General features: G+C 32.8%; 15 protein-coding genes. All 15 read left to right on the top strand.

The window, feature by feature from the left end:
- Positions 1-377: 377 nt before the first annotated feature.
- Entirely contained in the window at positions 378-1,244 is an 867-nt protein-coding gene (locus SPD53_RS13330; protein ID WP_336252848.1) for a hypothetical protein, read from the top strand.
- On the top strand, positions 1,189-2,040 hold the full coding sequence (locus tag SPD53_RS13325) for an ATP-binding protein (protein WP_336252847.1): 852 nt from the start codon (positions 1,189-1,191) through the stop codon (positions 2,038-2,040). The genes SPD53_RS13330 and SPD53_RS13325 overlap by 56 nt, the downstream gene beginning before the upstream one ends.
- 218 nt (positions 2,041-2,258) lie before the next feature.
- Complete coding sequence (locus SPD53_RS13320) at positions 2,259-2,471, top strand: helix-turn-helix domain-containing protein (RefSeq protein ID WP_062351179.1); 213 nt, start codon at positions 2,259-2,261, stop codon at positions 2,469-2,471.
- A 223-nt stretch (positions 2,472-2,694) separates the two neighbouring features.
- Positions 2,695-3,048, top strand: a complete 354-nt coding sequence (locus SPD53_RS13315) for a recombinase family protein (RefSeq protein ID WP_336252845.1) — start codon at positions 2,695-2,697, stop codon at positions 3,046-3,048.
- 225 nt (positions 3,049-3,273) lie between these two features.
- Positions 3,274-3,732, top strand: coding sequence for a hypothetical protein (locus SPD53_RS13310; protein WP_336252844.1), 459 nt, complete (start codon positions 3,274-3,276; stop codon positions 3,730-3,732).
- 18 nt (positions 3,733-3,750) lie between these two features.
- Positions 3,751-4,053 carry a DUF2325 domain-containing protein gene (locus SPD53_RS13305; protein ID WP_239429126.1) on the top strand — a complete coding sequence of 101 codons (303 nt, stop codon included), beginning with the start codon at positions 3,751-3,753 and terminating at the stop codon, positions 4,051-4,053.
- Positions 4,054-4,125: 72 nt separating this feature from the next.
- The gene (locus tag SPD53_RS13300) at positions 4,126-6,063 is read left to right on the top strand and encodes an N-6 DNA methylase (protein ID WP_336252843.1); all 1,938 of its coding nucleotides are present in this window, start codon (positions 4,126-4,128) and stop codon (positions 6,061-6,063) included.
- 146 nt (positions 6,064-6,209) lie between these two features.
- Positions 6,210-7,493, top strand: coding sequence for a sigma-70 family RNA polymerase sigma factor (locus tag SPD53_RS13295; RefSeq protein WP_336252842.1), 1,284 nt, complete (start codon positions 6,210-6,212; stop codon positions 7,491-7,493).
- Positions 7,483-10,776, top strand: coding sequence for a DEAD/DEAH box helicase (locus SPD53_RS13290; protein ID WP_336252841.1), 3,294 nt, complete (start codon positions 7,483-7,485; stop codon positions 10,774-10,776). The genes SPD53_RS13295 and SPD53_RS13290 overlap by 11 nt, the downstream gene beginning before the upstream one ends.
- 481 nt (positions 10,777-11,257) lie before the next feature.
- Complete coding sequence (locus tag SPD53_RS13285; RefSeq protein ID WP_336252840.1) at positions 11,258-11,851, top strand: helix-turn-helix domain-containing protein; 594 nt, start codon at positions 11,258-11,260, stop codon at positions 11,849-11,851.
- 17 nt (positions 11,852-11,868) lie between these two features.
- Entirely contained in the window at positions 11,869-13,386 is a 1,518-nt protein-coding gene (locus tag SPD53_RS13280; protein WP_336252839.1) for a class I SAM-dependent DNA methyltransferase, read from the top strand.
- On the top strand, positions 13,376-14,563 hold the full coding sequence (locus tag SPD53_RS13275; protein ID WP_336252838.1) for a restriction endonuclease subunit S: 1,188 nt from the start codon (positions 13,376-13,378) through the stop codon (positions 14,561-14,563). The genes SPD53_RS13280 and SPD53_RS13275 overlap by 11 nt, the downstream gene beginning before the upstream one ends.
- 50 nt (positions 14,564-14,613) lie before the next feature.
- Complete coding sequence (locus tag SPD53_RS13270) at positions 14,614-17,862, top strand: type I restriction endonuclease subunit R (RefSeq protein ID WP_336252837.1); 3,249 nt, start codon at positions 14,614-14,616, stop codon at positions 17,860-17,862.
- A 143-nt stretch (positions 17,863-18,005) separates the two neighbouring features.
- Complete coding sequence (locus SPD53_RS13265) at positions 18,006-18,155, top strand: hypothetical protein (RefSeq protein WP_216884232.1); 150 nt, start codon at positions 18,006-18,008, stop codon at positions 18,153-18,155.
- Between the two features lie 332 nt (positions 18,156-18,487).
- Positions 18,488-19,009: SLATT domain-containing protein (locus tag SPD53_RS13260; RefSeq protein ID WP_336252836.1), on the top strand; the 522-nt coding region annotated here is incomplete at its 3' end.

Below are 19,009 nucleotides of genomic sequence, written 5' to 3'. Positions count from 1 at the left end.
GGATATTTCTAGTTCTATGAAAGAAAACATATAAAATCAAAAATTGTGGTTACTAATAAAAGAAATGTAAAAAAATACTTGCAAAATAAAATCATAGTTGTATAATGATAGTCAAATAAATAATTTGAACGACTTTCTCAACAATAAGGGAAAAACCCAAGAGGAAGTAGTGAAATATGCACATATATTTGTGTATAGATTTTGCTACGTCTGTCTTGGGTTTTTCTCTTTTTTATTTGAAAAATTCAAATGGCAGACGTAGACAAGGAGATGATATTCGGAAAACAAAATTCAAACTAGGTTAGAAAATATATTTAGTAAGAGGTGAGAGTATTAAATTGCGAAAAATAAAAAAGGCTGTCATTAGAGAAGATTTGGTGGCATTAACAAGCAGCATGGAAGAAGCTGTAATCTTAGGTCAATTAATTTACTGGATAGATCGTATGAAAGATGCTGAACAATATAAGGCTGAGGAAAGAGAACATCTATATAATGACTCAGCATATAAAGGGTCTTTTAAACACGGTTGGATTTACAAGAAAGCTGATGAGTTGGCGGATGAAGTGATGCTTGGTGTATCGGCGAATACGATTCGAAAGTATCTAGGTAAAATAGTAGAAAAAGATTTTGTTAAAAGAAGAAACAACCCTCGGTATAAGTGGGATAAGACATTACAATATCGTGTGAACTTGGTGAAAGTCATCTTAGATTTAAGCAATTTGGGATATCCGATAAATGAGTACAAACAGTTATTACGAATTAAAGAAAATGATACTTCGAGCAAACAAACGATTCCTCCGAATGTAGAAAAAGATGATTCGAAGCCCAATGATTGCACAGCAATACCAGAGATTACTACAGAGATTACTCCAAAAATTAATTCAGAGACTTCTTCGCCAAATGAATGGATTGAAGATGAAATTGACATTTATGATACAAATCAATTTGAATTAATTAGTAACACCTACTTGGGTCTTAGCAAAAACAAGCAGTTATCGCTTAATGATCAAAAAGCGATTAGGGATGTTGTAGACGAAAACTGGGAGACTCATCGAGTTATTGGTTGGATAAAAGATTGCTTCAATAACTTTAAACCGAAACACAAGCTAGATAATATTCGGACATTTCGATATGTAGCAAATTACATTTTTGATCAAGCATATAAATATCAACAGGAGGTTTTAGAGGATGAACAAGCTACAGGATATATTGCCCAAGACGAATACTTCCAACGATACGGCTGAGCCATTATACAAGATGCCGGGTAGATTAACAAAAGCAACAGATGATTGTATGTACAGAGAATGTGATGGATCTGGACTGATTCATGTTATTAAGGAAAATGGATATGAATATATGATGATGTGTAAATGCAGAGAATACAAAGAACTGTTGCGTAAAATTAAGACTGCTAGAATACCAGATGAATATTTAAATAAAAGAATCCAAGATTTCGATACAAAAATCTATCAGATAAACGATAATGGTAGAGTAGCGCAATATGCTAAGAAAATTGCAACACGCTATGTAGAACAATATCCAGAGTTGGAGGACATGGGCAAAGGATTATACTTTTATAGTAATGTAAAAGGATCTGGTAAAACGCTTCTGTCAATTGCAATCACCAACGAACTCATCATCAAGTATCAGATCAAGCCAATGTATATTTCGGTAGTAAATATGCTAAATGAGATGAAGCATTCATTTTCTATTAAAGATCCTAACAGAAACTTTTATAATTTAATGGAATCATTTAAGCAAGCTCCAGTATTGTTAATGGATGATTTAGGTGTTGAGAAAACAACAGATTGGTCGGAGGAGGTTTTGACGCAAATCTTAGATGAGCGAATGAGTTACAAAAGACCGACTATTATCACATCTAATATGCCGATACAGTCACTCCAAAAGAAGTATCCTGCTGGGAGGATAAAGAGCCGTATTGAAAAGATGACATTCCAAGTTGTTATGCCCGAAGAGAGTGTAAGAGAAATAATATCTAAACAGGAAAATGATGAATTGGCAAAGATGTTTTTAAAATGAAGTGGATAAATGTGTTCGATCCTTAAAATATAGAAAAAGATTGTTAGAATATAGTTGTAACAGTAAAAAAGTAGAATTGAATATAGATCTAAAAAGGGAAAACCCCATTTTTATAGAGTGACAGCGTTGTGTTTATGCTGCAGTCTTTTAAAGGTGGTTTTCTCTTTTTATTTATCTTGAAGAACACGCATTTAACAAAAGGAGGGGAAAATTAAAACATGAAAATCATTGTTAAAGATTCCGATAAACTACGAGCAATGTTAATTGAAAAAGGATTTTCTCAACGAGAGTTTTCGAGACATACCGGATTAAGTGAAAATTACTTTAACCAAATTGTTAATCATAAGAAAAACCCTAGCCCAGCGGTTGCAAAGAAAATATCAAATCAATTAGGTTTAGAATTTCATGATGTTTTTCAAATTGAAAGATAAAAAGGATAGAATTCAATTTTATCAATAACAAGTATGATGCTTATGTATTAGTGAGCAAGAAGATAATTTCGGATCTAGAGAATATGGTTAAATTATCGTCTAAAAATATTAAAAAACTTTTTGGTATCCTCTTCAAATATCAAAAAACGAGGATACAATGTTTTACACAAGTCGATGAAGTATATTTTAATAACAAATAAATTTTTGAGGAGAGAAACAAAATATGAAATGTTTTGCTTATGTTCGAACTAGTAATGGAAAAAATAAAGAGGATTCTTTACAAAAACAGACAGGAATAATCGAGGATTTTATTGTTCAAAACAATTGGTACTTAGATTCTGTTTATGCGGATATTGGTTTAGGAAGCAATATTAATAAAAATTTTATTAAAATGATTGAAGATGCACAACAAGAAAAAATCGATGCGATTATAGTGAGCGATCCATCACGAATTTCAAGAAATTCCGATTATCTATCTTTTATAATCGAAAAACTACGAGAAGAATATAAAATCCGTATTATTACAGTTGATTATGGAGTTAATACTTTTTTGCATAATAACCTACGTGAATTGTAATTGAAATTAAAAATCAGTTTGAGTAGTTCTATTCTAATAGTAGACAGAGAAGGCAATCCGACATTAGATGTTTGCCTTCTCTTTTTTCACATTTGAAAAAGGAATAAATAAAAATTTAAAAAGGAATTACAAATACCCTTTACAAGTATTGATGATTTATGATATAACTATTTTAGACAGAAAAATGAAGTTAAAACTTTATAAAACATTGGGAGGGTTTCTATTATGAATAGAACAGTTGCAGAAAGAAGTAGAGTAGCGACAAATAATCAAAGTATGTTTCAACGTGATTTACTTTTGGAGGAACAAAAAAGGAATTTAAAATACCTTTCAGAAGTATTTGGGGAAATTCGGTTTGTTGTTGAAACTGTAGAAATAGATTCAAGAGCAATATTTGCACCAATTGTTAAATTTGTTAACCATGAAAAGAAAGCAGTAAAGTTCAATACGCTATTAAGCATAATGGGATTGAATAACTATAGGATCACTCCTAGAGGGAATTTAGTAAAGTTTGAGACAGTCCTGAAAAAGAATGTTAACAGAGAAGGTAATACGAGAAAACAACACATTAGTAGAATGGCAAAGGTAACACAATCAGACGTTAAGTTACTAGCAGACCTATTAAGTAGTAAACGTCAACAGATTACTACGTATTTAAATGTTACTAGGGATTTAGAAATTTAAGAGATGGAGTGAGTAAATATGAAAAAGGTTGCCATTATTGGTGGTGATAATAAAAAAGGATACGAGGACAAGTTAAAGACATTAAATTTTGAGTTAAAATATCATGATGGAAGAATAAAAAGAAAAGGGACCAAAAATTATTTCAGCAACTTATTAAAAGATGTTGAATGTGTTATAGTTATACTATCAGCTGTATCTCATGGTACAATGTATGCAGTTAAAGATGTTGCAGATAAATTTGGAATTAAAGTGGTTTATCACCGTAGTAAAGGAATTTCTAGTGTTATAAATGCTGTCCACGAGAACGTGGCTTTTTATTAAAAGATAATTAAAAGGAATTTGAAATACCTTATTAGAATAAATTTAATACATTAATGAGGAGTTGTTGCTTTGATGGATAACATTGAATTAAGAGCAAATAAAACAAGTAGGGCAATTGGCGAACGACTTAGAGGAGAGGTACAGTCTTATCAATACCATGAAGTAGGAAGTAGAATTTTTACAGCAAAATTCTTGTTAGTAAATAAAAGTCATTCAATAACTATACCAGATGATATGTCGTGGGAAAGAATCAGTTCTTCTCACTATAATATAGGCAATCTGATTGATGAGTTATTTCATAAGATTGCGCATAACAATGATTTTAATCTAGATCTGCTAAGTAGTTTTTCTCTTTCAAAGATAGGAGACCATGTACTGTATGATTGCCTAATGATTATGGACCAAAGTTCTCTAACAATAGAAGAGTTTCAAGATACAAAAATAACTGGTGAATATTTCTTACATCTCATACAACGACTAATGGAAAGTGAAGGAAAAGAGTTAGGAACATCTGTAACACCAGAAGGATTAAATAGACTTATGATACGAATATTAAATCCTTCTAATGGCAGTTTGTACGATGGAGCAGCAGGAATTGGGGGATCGTTAATTGAAGCTTACCGTTTCAATAATGACATTTCAATGTTTGGGCAAGAGATAAATGAATCAAATGTTGCTATAGCTTACATGAATGCAATTGTAAATGGAATAGATTTATCAAAATTTCAAATTGCAAAAGGTGATACATTGTTCTCTCCCGCATTTATAGAAAATGATAGTAACTTAATGCAGTTTGATTATATTGCGATGAATCAGCCCTTTGGTTTGAAATTAAACAATATACAAATGATGGATTATGATCCTTATGGCCGTTTTAGCGGTAGAATGGGAAAAATCAGTAGAATGCATGGTGATCTAGCGTTTTTACAACATACAGTTGCATCTTTGAATGAAACAGGAAAAGCCGCTGTAATAGTTCCTGTAGGAGTATTATCAAGAAGTTCTCATGCTGAAAGGGCGTTTAGAGAATATATTGTCAACAATGATATTATCGAGGCTATTGTATTATTACCAAATAAACTCTTGTCGTATACAACGATTCAAACTGTGCTACTAGTATTAAATAATAAGAAGCATTCAAGTAGAAATCAACAAGTTTTGTTTATAAATGCCGAAGAACAGTCTACAAGCCAAGTACGATCACAACATTATTTAACACAAGACAATATTGAAACAATTGTTGCTATGTATGAACGTTCTTCAACAGATACAGATGATGTTAAAATTGCTAAACTGCCAGAGATTATAGAAAATGAATTTAATTTAAATCCAAATCAATATTTTACAAGCCAAACTGTGGAAACCCAATTTGGTGATGTCATTATAAATAAAGCTGTATATGATGAAAAGGTTAAAAATAAGAGGACTTTAAAAGAGATAGCCCAATTATCGCGCGGAGTTAACTTACCAGCAAAGAATACAATTAAAGAAGGACAAAAAGGATATAAGGTTATCCAACTAAAGGATGTAGAAGATGGTAAAATAGACTTAGATAGTATTGAAGTCATTCCAGTTAAAAATGCTGAACGTTACATGATTGAGAGTGGAGACATTATTATTGCTAGTCGTGGAACGGCTTATAAAGTGGCAATCGTTCCTGACCATAATGAACCTTTAGTACTATCTAATATGTTTATAAGAATTAGAATTAAGGATAAGGCATATAAGCCGGAGTACATTAAAGTTTTCCTTGATAGTCCAGTTGGTGTGGCTCTCATTGAGGGGATGAAAAAGGGTGGAACGGTAAAAGCATTAACTACAAGGGATATTGAGGATATTGAGTTTCCTGATGTTGAAATAGATGGGCAAGAAGAAATAATACAGACAGTTAATGATGCTGAATGGAAATATATAGAATTGCTCCAACAAGCAAATGAAGTATTAAAGCACGGGAAGTTAAATGCTTATACTAAGATGGGGCTTAGAAATGTTATTGAGGGATTGGATTAATTTGATCTGTTCCATCTTGTTAGAAATGATTAAGTAATTTCCTTTCGATCAAAATTATGTAATTGCTTGCAAATTTTAATTATAAGCAGTTAAAGATTACAAGCCAACTAATAAATATAAGTTTAGTAGGTTTGGGAGGTGATGCAATGAATAAAAAGCTAGATGATCTAATTTCCCATATTAACGATAATTTTCGTTTTGGTAGTAAAATAAAGCAGAATATTGTGGACCAGTGGTTTAAAGAATACACACTTAAAGTCGAAGAAAGGTTTACCGTTTATGATGAACTAGACGCTTTGCAAATTGAAATCATTGATCACCCCAAAACTGTATTAAAGGCAAATTTATTGAAGTTGTTTAAATGTATCGAGCTAGAAAATGAAATTAACAGAAGTATTCTTAAAAATTGGTTCAATCAAAATAATATAGATGAAAGTATACAAGAGAATATTCTAAGCGATCTAATGAGAAAAGGCTATATCATTATTGACGATACACAGCAAGAGAAAAATGAAAATGACTTTGATTTCGATCTACCTGATGACTTATTTGAAGATGATTTACATTCATTACTGGATGATGACAGCTTCATTGGCCATGTTGATTCACTCGAAGATGTTATCGATAAGTCATGGAATATTGAATATTTAAATCAAATACATTCAGGAGATGAATCCAAACGAAAGAAGTCAATTAGCAATCTAGTTGAAGCGAATAGAAAATTAGTTTGGAAGATTGTAAAGCGTTATTCAGGGTTAGCAACAGTGGGCTTTGATGTAAACGATATGTATCAAGTGGGGGTTATTGGATTACTAAAGGCTGCAGAAAAATTCGATGTTTCCTTGGGTTATCAGTTTTCAACTTATGCAACTTGGTGGATAAGACAAGCTATTACTAGGGGAATAGCGGATTGCTCAACATTAATACGAATTCCAGTTCATTATAGGGAAAAAATGAATAAATTCATAAAAATAGAGAATGAACTGTGGAATGAATTAGCTAGGCCAGCTACAACATTTGAAATTGCCAAAGCAATGGAAGAGCCAATTGATGTTATTGAAGAATTACGTTTTTATATTTCACAAAGTAATTTAGATAGTCTTGACCGTCTAGTTGGGGACGATGAAAGTACGGCATTAGGTGAACTAGTTTTAGATGGAAATTTAAAAACTCCAGATGAAGAATATTATAAGATTGAGCTAAGAAATATAATTGATGATATTTTTCAAGGAGAATTAACAGAGAGAGAAATGCAAATTTTATATTATCGTTTAGGCTTTAATAATGATCAAACAATGACACTAGAAGAAATTGGACAAATATTTAATGTAACAAGAGAAAGAATTCGACAAATAGAAGCAAAAGCGCTTAGGAAGCTTCGAAAACCAAAAACGACAAGAGTGCTAAAGGAGTATATGTATGAATATTGAAAATAGAATTGAGGAAATAGTGAAGCAAAATGGACCATCTATTGTTGTTTTAAAAGGTTTTGATACAAGTGAACTAAAAAGAGAGCAAAAGTACTTTTCGTTTGATATAGACTATTTCGATAAAGTAGATTTGTCAACATTAGAAGAACAAGTAATAGAAGACATTATCAAACATCGTACTTTTACAGAAGATTATTTATGGATGACGATTGAAGAATATCAATTATTTAAAGAACAAGAAGCTATTAATAAAATGCCTTTGCTGGTAATCGAAAATAATTTATTCGATAAACAGTATCCATACAGAGATACACTGTCAAATGTAGATAGCATTTACCATTATTTATATTATCAAGAAGATAATGAATTAGAAAATGACCAGTTAAAGGTATTAGAAAATGTTTCTAAGTTTTATGGACAAATAGATTATTCAAAGCATAGTGGTAATTATTATGTGACTTACCCAGAATTTGATAAAAAGCCATTGACCTTCAAATACTATGATGAGATGGATTATGACTTTGAATATAGCGATGATTACCCAACAGAGCATATTTTGCAAATAGAATTATCAGATGATGAACTTCCATTTTTAGATCTTATTATGAACATTATATTAAAAGAAGATACCAATAATGTTTTATTTGTTTTATCAGGGGCAAGTGAGTCGTTACCTAATAATTATTTAGCACGTATTAATATTATCGCTAATATTTCTGATATAAAAATTTATTTTACAACATTATCAATAAGAAGAAAAGTAATAGAGAATGAAGATGCCTATGTAAAAATATTGAATAACGTTTATGGGTACGATAATTACAAGGAAATTGAGTTTTATAAGAACATAGAGAGTCAATCTAAAGAAACGATAAAAATTTCGCAAGCCCAAATTATCGATGATATAGTCATTCAGGCAGAAAAAGCAATACATGCTGAAGATTTTCGTGATATATATATAACTGCAGCAACTGGAGCGGGAAAGTCAGTGATGTTTCAAGTTCCTGCGTTATATTTAGCAAATAAATATACAGATGATAAGCCTTTAACTTTAGTTATATCACCATTAATTGGTTTAATGAATGATCAAGTTGAAAGTATGCATAGAAAAGGTATTAATAATTCAGCTACGATAAACGGAAATACCCCACCTTACCAAAAAGAACGCATACTTGATGAAGTTCAAAATCAGCATGTTGATATTTTATACCTATCTCCTGAAACGTTACAAGCTCGATCCGATATTAAAATGCTGATTGGTAATAGAAATATTGGTGTGGTGATTATTGATGAGGCTCATATAGTAACTACTTGGGGAAAATCATTTCGTTCTGATTATTGGTATTTAGGTATTTATCTAGCTAAGTTGAGGAAAGAATACAAATTTCCTATCGTTACTTTCACTGCAACGGCTATATATGGTGGCCGAGAAGATATGTATTTAGATACGAGAAATAGCCTTAATATGATAAGTCCTATTTCATACTTCGGAAAGGTTCGTCGTGATGAGTTAATTATGGTTGTTCAAAGTAGTGAGAAAGATTTAGAGAAAGAAGGAAGGGATTATCGAAAAACGAAGCACGCATTGGCGTTGAAACATTTAAAAAAGGCCCATAAAAACAAACAAAAATCATTAGTTTATTTCCCAACAGTAAGATTGTTGACGGATTTCAGTAACTTTTTAACACAAAATGAACCAGATATTGCTAAAGCTACAGGTAAATATTACGGAAGCCTTCTTAAAGAGGAAAAAGATGAGGTTTTATATCAATACAAAAGTGGAGATTTACAATTTGTTTTAGCAACTAAAGCTTTTGGAATGGGTATCGATATTCCTGATATTACAAATGTGTACCATTATGCTCCTACTGGGAATGTTGTTGATTATATTCAAGAAGTCGGAAGAGCAGCCCGTGATAAGGATAAAGTAGCTAATGGATTTGGTTTAATTGATTTTTTAAATCGTGATATGAATGAAGTTAAACAGCTATACGGTATGTCGGCGATCCGAAAGAGTCAAATTATAGAGGTTATGAAAAAAGTTTTATCAGTATATAAAGAAAAGAATAATAACCGTAATTTAATTATTAGTCCAGAGGATTTTAAATATATCTTTGTTCAAAACAAACGTGATGAAGATTCATTAGATAATAAAGTGAAAACAGTGTTATTAATGATCGAAAAAGACTTTTCATCACCAAATAAGCTTGGATACTCTCCCTTTGTAGCAAGACCAAGAAGTCTATTTGGAAATGATTTAATATTCGTTACTCCTCAATTAGAAAGAACATTTATTCATTCAAATTTAGGAAGATATTTTAGCAAGCTATACGAAATACAGAGTGAGAGTTATTCTGCTGTATATCAGGTTAACTTGAGTGGAATATGGGAGAAACATTATAGAAATATGTCTTTTCCAAGTTTCAAATTTGCATTGCACACAGCGGAAGAAAGAGAGAAACTGAAGCATAAATCTATTTTTGAAAAGTTTATATATGCTTCAGGAGTATATGTAGGATTAAATAACAATGAAACAGATGAGTCAATTGTTTCCAAGTATAATTTAATCTTACAGGCATTTGAAACATTCGTTAATAGTTATAAAATATCTGGTAAACATTTTTCAGTCGAGGATCTTGGATACCATTTTATGAAAGCATTAAAAATCTCTGATAAATTTGAAGCAATGACGTTTGCACAAACGGTCATTAACGCAGCGTTTGAATACTCAAAAATAAAAGAGGTTAAATTTATATCTGAGCGTGCAAGCAGTGGAGATTCTAAACCGAGGTATATCATTCATTTAGATGGAGATTTATTCACAACATTTATTAAAAGGGGTTTGTTAGCAACATTGAAGCCGAATGATAATTTTGTTGAGAACGATGGTGATATACTTACATTTTACATGAGGGCAAATAGTATTGAATTAGATGCCAAAATAGCAGCACTTGGAATTGGAGAGAGTCGAAGGTTATTAAATTATCAAGTTGTTGGTGGAAACAACCCACAAATATATTTAAGAATGAACTCAATTTATCCATTAGAAAAAGCTATTAAACAAGGTGATTTTTATCAAAATAGCATATTAAAAGATGTCCAAGATAAACATTATACAAGCGTTGAAATGTTGAAGTATCTTTTTACAAAAGAACAAGAAGGGAATTCACCAAAAGAGAAAATTCTAAATTACTCAAAATGGTTTTGGGATAATATAGAATACTATTTTATGGGAATTCTACCAAGCGAAGTAAAGAACGCTTTAAGTAAACCGAAGAAATAAATCTTATCATTTTTAAAAGCTAAGCGTTAAACCATCTACACTTTCTAAATCAAGGAAAAAAGTCTGTCCCCCGGGAAGTTAAATCTTTAACGTCTTGGGGGACTGCCTTTTCCGTTAAAACAACAATATTAATATGGGAGATCTTCCATTTGGTTTGTCCTCTTCAATTTTTGCTGCAGAATTAAAAGCCTAAACATTTCTAATATCGAGTTCACCTGATGTCTTTGAAATCAGGTCACGCTTTTTTTGAAGAACAACGAATAGCCCAATACTCCATCGCCTTTTTTAAGCAATTATATTCATAGTGTCAAGGTGATAGTTTGTTAAACAGTATATACTTTTGGTTGATCCAATAGTTCTAATAACCACTGTTTACTAAATAAACTGAAGAACGACCTAACTCAATCATTGACTGTATACAAATTTCCTATTACAATATAACTATATATTGACTCAGACAATATTTAAGGTAGGTGATCAATTGATAGGTTTAGAATACATCTTAGATCTTTATAGGATGCAGCATATTGAATTAGCTGAGAAACTCGGCATTAAAAAGCAAAATATTAACCTATGGATTAAAGGGAAGCAAAATATCTCTAAAAAGCATCTACCGACTTTGGAGAACATTTTTGGTATAGAGGCTAAATACTTTTCTAAGGAATTAACCGAACTGGAAAAGCTGGAGATTCAAAAGGAGAAACTAAAACGAGATCTTCAACCTGTTATAATGAAACATGAAGAACAATTTCTGATTGGTGATGAAAATGATCTTGTTGAAGTTCCTGTTTATGATAAAGAGGAAATAAATCAAATTGAACATGATATTGAAAGGGCGAAGCTTATTGAAAAGTTTCGGGAAATGATAAATAAAACAGAACACCATCCTTATTTAGATACATTTAAATTAATTTTGGAACTTTTAGATAAAGCACAGCATGAACCGACTTTCCATAAAACGATTGAGGGCTTGGCACATTATTTGGAGGTGCTACCGGATTGGGTTTCTACAGGCCCTGAACAGGATGAGTTTGAAAGCGAATTATTTGAAGTATTAGATGACCATAACTATTAAAAAGGGAGTTTTAGAGCATGGAAACAGCAAAGATCGGATTTGAGGAAACACTTTGGAAAGCAGCGGATAAATTACGTGGAAGTATGGATGCATCTGAGTATAAACACGTTGCATTAGGATTAATTTTCTTAAAATACATTTCAGATAAGTTTGAAACCAAATATAATGAGTTACTTGAAGAAGGAGATGGTTTTGAAGAAGATCGTGATGAATATACATACGAAAACATCTTCTGGGTTCCAAAACAAGCACGTTGGGGCTTCATTAAAGATCATGCAAAAGACCCAAAGATTGGTCAATATATTGATGAAGCGATGATTGAGATTGAAAAGGAAAACCCATCGCTTAGAGGTGTTTTAGATAAACGTTATGCACGTCCAGAGCTTGATAAGCGTCGTTTAGGTGAACTGATTGATCTGATTTCTACAATAAAACTACACAGTAAAGAAGAAAAGGATTTGCTTGGCCGTGTCTATGAATACTTCCTTGGTAAATTTGCAAGTGCAGAAGGAAAAGGTGGGGGAGAGTTCTATACCCCGCAAAGTGTTGTAAAAACTCTGGTTGAAATGATTGAACCATATGAGGGCCGAATCTATGACCCTTGCTGTGGTAGTGGCGGTATGTTTGTACAAAGTGAAAAATTTGTAGAACGTAGGCAGGGTAAAATTGAAAACTTGTCTATATATGGTCAAGAGTTGAACTCAACTACTTGGAAACTTGCTAAGATGAATCTTGCTATTCGTGGCCTTGAAGGGAATATCGGTGAACATCATGCGGATACATTCCATAATGATTTGCATAAGACTCTAAAAGCTGATTATATTCTTGCCAATCCTCCTTTCAATATAAGTGACTGGGGAGGAAATGAATTAGTTGATGATGTTCGTTGGAAATATGGGACACCACCAGATGGGAATGCGAACTATGCATGGCTACAACATATAATCTATCACCTTGCCCCGAATGGAACAGCAGGTATTGTATTGGCGAATGGTTCATTAAGTTCTAATACATCTAATGAAGGTGAGATTCGTAAAAATCTAATAGAGGCAGATCTAGTCGATGCTATTGTTGCTTTACCTGACAAGTTATTCTATTCGACTGGAATTCCTGTTTCTTTATGGATATTAAACCGAAATAAGAAAAACAATCCAAACTATCAAAGTCATGAACATGAGATTTTGTTTATTGATGCACGAAACATGGGACAAATGGTCGATCGACGTTTGCGAGAGCTAACAGAAGATGATATTCAAAAGATTGCAGGCACTTATAGAAATTGGCGTAAAGAAGATAAAGCATACGATGATATTAAAGGATTCTGTAAATCAGCTACATTGGATGAAGTTCGTGAAAACGAATATGTTTTGACTCCCGGACGTTATGTTGGATTAGGTGATGTTGCGGATGATGGAATTCCTTTTGAAGAGAAAATGGAGACTCTTACTGGAGAATTAAGAGAGTTATTTGATAAATCTCACCGCTTGAAAGAAGAAATTAAGAAGAATTTAGGGGGGATTGGCTTTGACATTTAACGATTGGAAAGAAGTATCCCTTGATGAAGTTATTTTATTTAACCCCAGAGAAAGTTTAAAAAAAGGAACTAAAGCTAAAAAGATTGGAATGGATAAGTTAGCAGAATTTCAGAGGAAAATTACTGGATATGAATATGCTGAATTTAAAAGTGGAACAAAGTTTAGAAATGGTGATACTTTATTAGCACGAATAACTCCCTGTCTTGAGAACGGAAAAACTGCGCAGGTTGACATACTAGATGAGAATGAAGTAGGTTTTGGATCTACTGAATTCATAGTCATGCGGGAAATACCAGAGAAGTCACATAATGATTTTATATATTATTTATCAATATCTGATAAATTAAGAAATATCGCGATAAAATCAATGACTGGTACTTCAGGTCGTCAACGGGCGCAAAGAGATGTTTTAGAAAAAACAAAGATATCAATTCCGCCATTAGATGAACAAAAGGCTATAGCAAACATCCTTTCAACCTTAGACGAAAAAATTGAAACAAACAATCAAATCAATGAAAAGCTGGAAGAAATAGCCCAAGCGTTGTTTCAACATTGGTTTGTTAACTTCGAGTTCCCGAATGAAAATGGAGAGCCGTATAAATCAAGTGGTGGAGAAATGGTTGAGAGTGGGTTAGGCTTAATACCAAAAGGATGGAACCTTGGAGAGTTAGGAGATATTATAAGCATATCTAGTGGTAAACGCCCGAAGGATAAACAAGATAATTTTAGTAATGAACATCCATTTCCTATTGTTGGAGCAAGCTCCATTATGGGTTACACATCCGAATTTAACTATAACGAACCTGTATTAATAATAGGAAGAGTTGGTACACATGGAGTTATACAAACGTTCACTAATAAAATATGGGCTTCTGATAATACTTTAGTAATTAAATCAAAGTATTATGGGTTTACCTATAATATTTTGAATTCCATAGATTATAAATCCTTAAATAGAGGTTCAACACAACCTCTGATAACACAAAAAGATATAAAAAACACAAAAATCTTAATACCGGATAATAATTTAATGAACTCTTATGAAAAGTTCTATCAAGGATTATTTGAAAAAGTAAAAACAAATAACGAGGAATCGGAATTGCTAGGAAAAGTTAGAGATACCTTAATTCCTCGACTTATGACTGGAGAAGTCCGTATTCCATTGAATGAGGAATGATTGTCAGAAAGGTATTAATATAACCCCTGTTTTAGAAAGGAGAGAGGTGAATGAGTTTCCTAGAAAATTTCACAGAAGATAAGCTAGAAGAAGCAGTCATTGAGATTCTTCAAGAGCTTGACTACGAGTATATCTTTGGACCCGAAATTAGTTCAGATGGGGAAAGACCGGAACGGAAAGATTATAGAACTGTTATCTTAGAGGACCGTGTGAAGGATGCTTTATTTAAGAATAATAGGCATTTGCCACACGAGGCATTGGAAGAAGCTTTTCGTCAAATCATTGCCTTTAACAGTCCAAGTCTTGAAGAAAACAATCGCTATTTTCACAATCTAATTACTGATGGCATAGATGTATCTTTTCATAAAGATGGTCAAAATCGCTCTATGAAGGCTTTTCTAATTGATTTTGAAGAACCATCGAATAACGAATTTCTAGTGGTCAATCAATTTACGATTGTTGAAAAAGAAGAACGTCGCCCGGATTTAGTTCTATTCATCAATGGTATTCCCTTCGTTGTTATTGAGCTTAAATCTGCTTCGGATGAAAATGTTAGCATTGATAATGCCTATTCACAGATTCAAACGTATAAACGCGATATTCCTTCCTTGTTCTACTATAATGCTTTTTGCGTTCTGTCAGATGGAATTAATGCAAAAGCGGGTACTATTACCGCTAATCAGGAACGTTTTATGAATTGGCGATCGGTTGATGGTGAGACAATTGAACCCTTGGAAGTACCTCAGTATGAAGTGTTGCTAAGAGGAATGCTTTCAAAAGAACGTTTAATAGATATCATTCAAAACTTTATTCTATTTCAAGAATCTAGTGAAGAAGAACGCAATGATAATGGTAAAAAAATTGGTGATAAGAAGACGATTGCCAAAATAATGGCTGCATACCATCAATATTTTGCTGTAAAAAAAGCGGTGGAACATACGAAAACTGCAACAAGTGAAAATGGAGACAGAAAAATTGGGGTTATTTGGCACACGCAAGGATCTGGTAAAAGTTTTTCAATGGTCTTCTATACAGGTCAGCTTATTAATCAGTTAAATAATCCAACCATTGTTGTGATTACAGACCGTAATGATTTAGATGACCAACTTTATAATACTTTTTCCAAATCACAAGATATATTAAGACAAACACCGAAGCAGGCAGAAGTCCGTAAGCTGAGTAATGAGCAGAAGAAACAACAGGCCAAAGAAAACTCTAAAGAAATAAATGGATTATACGATTTACTAAATGAGCGGCAATCAGGCGGAATTATTTTTACGACAATTCAAAAGTTTAAGCCGGAAGAAGAAGGAGAAATGCCTGTCCTAACTGATCGTAGAAATGTCATTATTATCGCGGATGAGGCACACCGTAGTCAGTATGGTTTCTCTGCAAAGACAAATACGAAAACAGGCGATGTGAAATATGGTTACGCAAAATACTTACGTGATGCACTCCCTAATGCCTCTTTTATTGGTTTTACAGGTACACCTATTGAGTTAGAGGATAAATCAACACCAGCTGTTTTTGGTAATTATATTGACATTTATGATATGACACGTGCTGTTGAAGACGAGGCAACTGTAAAAATTTATTATGAGAATCGTATTATTCGCTTGGAAGCTAATGAAGAGGAACTAGACCGTATTGATGAAGAGTTTGAAGAAATTACGGAGGATCAGGAAGAATCAACGCGTGAGAAATACAAGTCAAAATGGTCTCGTCTTGAAGCTATTGTTGGTTCTCCTAACCGTATTAAGCAATTAGCTAAAGATATTGTTCATCACTATGAGGAAAAATCTAAAACGATAAATGGAAAAGCGATGGTCGTTTGTATGAGCCGCCGAATTTGCGTAGCTCTTTATAATGAAATCGTTAGTATTCGTCCAGATTGGCATTCTGATGTTGAAGATAAAGGTAAAATTAAAGTGGTCATGACAGGTAGTGCAGGGGACGAAGATGGACTACAAGCCCATATAGGTGGAAAGAAACGTCGTGATCTGTTAGCTAAACGTATGAAAGATAATAGCGATGAATTAAAAATTGTTATTGTCCGTGATATGTGGTTAACAGGCTTTGATGTACCTTCTATGCACACCATGTATATTGATAAACCTATGCAGGGACATAACTTAATGCAGGCAATTGCACGGGTTAACCGTGTGTTTAAAGATAAGTCAGGTGGAGTAGTGGTTGATTATATTGGTATATTAGAAAGCTTAAAGAAAGCATTAAATCAATATACCGATAGTGATAAAAAGACAACAGGCATTGATACATCTGCAGCCATTGCGGTGATGAAAGAGAAACTTGAAATTCTACAAAACATGATGCATGGCTATGATTATTCGGCTTATATGGGTACTTCACAAGCTGGACGTATTCGTGCTATCACTGGTGGAATGAACGTTATCTTTGGTAAAAATGAGAAAGAACAAAAAGAATTCAAACAGACTGCAACTGAATTAGCAAAAGCCCACTCACTCTGTGCAGCAACAGACGAAGGAAAACAGGTTGCTATGGAAGTAAGTTATTTTAAAGCTGTTAAAGCAAGTCTTAATAAGCTCCAACAAAAACAGCCAAAACGTAAATCAAAGAAGGAAGTAGAGACTCGTGTGAGTCAATTACTAGAACGATCCATTATTTCTGAAGAAGCTGTGGATGTTTTTGAAGTTATGGGCTTAAAACATCCTGATGTTTCTATCTTATCTGAGGAATTCTTAGAAGAAGTACGATCTTATGAACATAAAAACTTAGCGGTTGAAATGCTCAAAAAGCTTCTAGAAGGTAATATTAAGACAATGGAAAAACGCAATCTAGTAAAATCTCAGAAGTACTCAGAAAAGCTTAAACAATCGCTGAACAAATATAAAAACCAAGCAATTACCAATGCCGAAGTAATGGAAGAATTAATTCAAATGGCAAAAGATATGAAAGTAGCCCGACAAGAAGAAGAGGATCTAGGATTAGATGAAGATGAGATTGCATTCTATGATGCTTTAACTTCTGAATCTATTGTCAAAGAATTAATGGAAGATGAGGTATTACTTAAAATAGCCAATGAGTTGACTCAAGCGATTAGACGCAACATGACAATAGATTGGCATGTAAGGAAGAGCGCACGTGCTGGGATGAGGCGAATTATTAAGAGGCTTTTAAGAAAGTATGATTATCCACCTGATCAGGCGAAGAAGGCATTAGAAACAGTAATGCATCAAGCGGAGTTGATGGCGGAGCATACGGAAGTAACGGATTGGGGTATACAAGCAGCGGAATCAAAAGGTGAATATAGATTATAACAGCGGATGTCAGTCATTTTAGAAAAAGTTAGGTTAAGGAACTTTTATTAATGACTGGCATTTTTTGTTTGTGAGTGACTGTTCCTATGCTATAGGACAGATAATCTTAAATATAAAACTAGTAATTTAAGGAGGTGATAAAGATGGCTGTTAAACATATACCAACTGGAATTGTTCATAGTGGGACAAAAGGTGGAAGCACTGGTTGCGGATTCAATACGAAGGAAAAATCAAGTCACTGGGTAAATACTAGTTCCAAAATTACTTGTGATAAAAATGGTTGTAAGAAATAATCGTAATATTAATATTTGGAGATTAGGGTAATTTTAACAATATAAAAACCTAGCTTCATAGAGGTTCATAAATAGAATATAAGTATTTTAGGTTTACTATATAGTTAATAAATGTAAAAATAGATAGGGAGTTCCCCTTATTCTGAAATCTATCAGAAGGTTCCGTTTAAAAAAGGAACGTGGCTAATCAACAAGGTTTCAAGGTAAACCTTAAAGAAGTGTGGTGTTTGACGGCAGCACATTTTTGGCTTTTTTCGTAAAAGTGAAAATGTAATTATTTTAAGGGGAACTCCACATTATATATATGCAAATATGTGATGGGAATGAACTAGATGAACGAAGAACAAATAAAAAGTCTATCTAATAAAGTCTGGATTACTCGAAAGTGTAGAATTAATACTTCTGATAGGCTGGTTTTTACTAACAAGGTTACCCAGTTTTTAATTAATTACTATACACTAGTGATTTTGAGTATATCCATTTGGTCATTAAATACCACTGATAACACCCATTTTTCCCTTTTCACAGTAATAGCATCACTTTTCTTGTTTGGAATAACTGTCGGTGTAAATTCACTAAATTATAGAGAACGAATTATCTATTTAAAAAATTGTTATATAAAACTTGATGACTTATACGCTGACTTGGAAATCTTATTATCTGAATTGCCTTTTATTGAAAAACAAGAAGGAAAAAGAAGGTTTATTGAGATTAGAAATGAATATTCTAAGGTTCTTGAAAGCGTTGAAAACCATAATGCTTATGACTTTTTAAAGTTTCAAGTATTTAATCAAAAAGATCTTATAGATTATAAACACTACATACGCTATTTTCTGTATAAATTGTATTATGGG

This window comes from Oceanobacillus sp. MO10714A (assembly GCF_037072045.1).
Classification (GTDB): domain Bacteria; phylum Bacillota; class Bacilli; order Bacillales; family Amphibacillaceae; genus Oceanobacillus; species Oceanobacillus indicireducens.
Note: the sequence above shows the minus strand (reverse complement) of the source record. Positions and strands in the feature narration are given on the sequence as shown.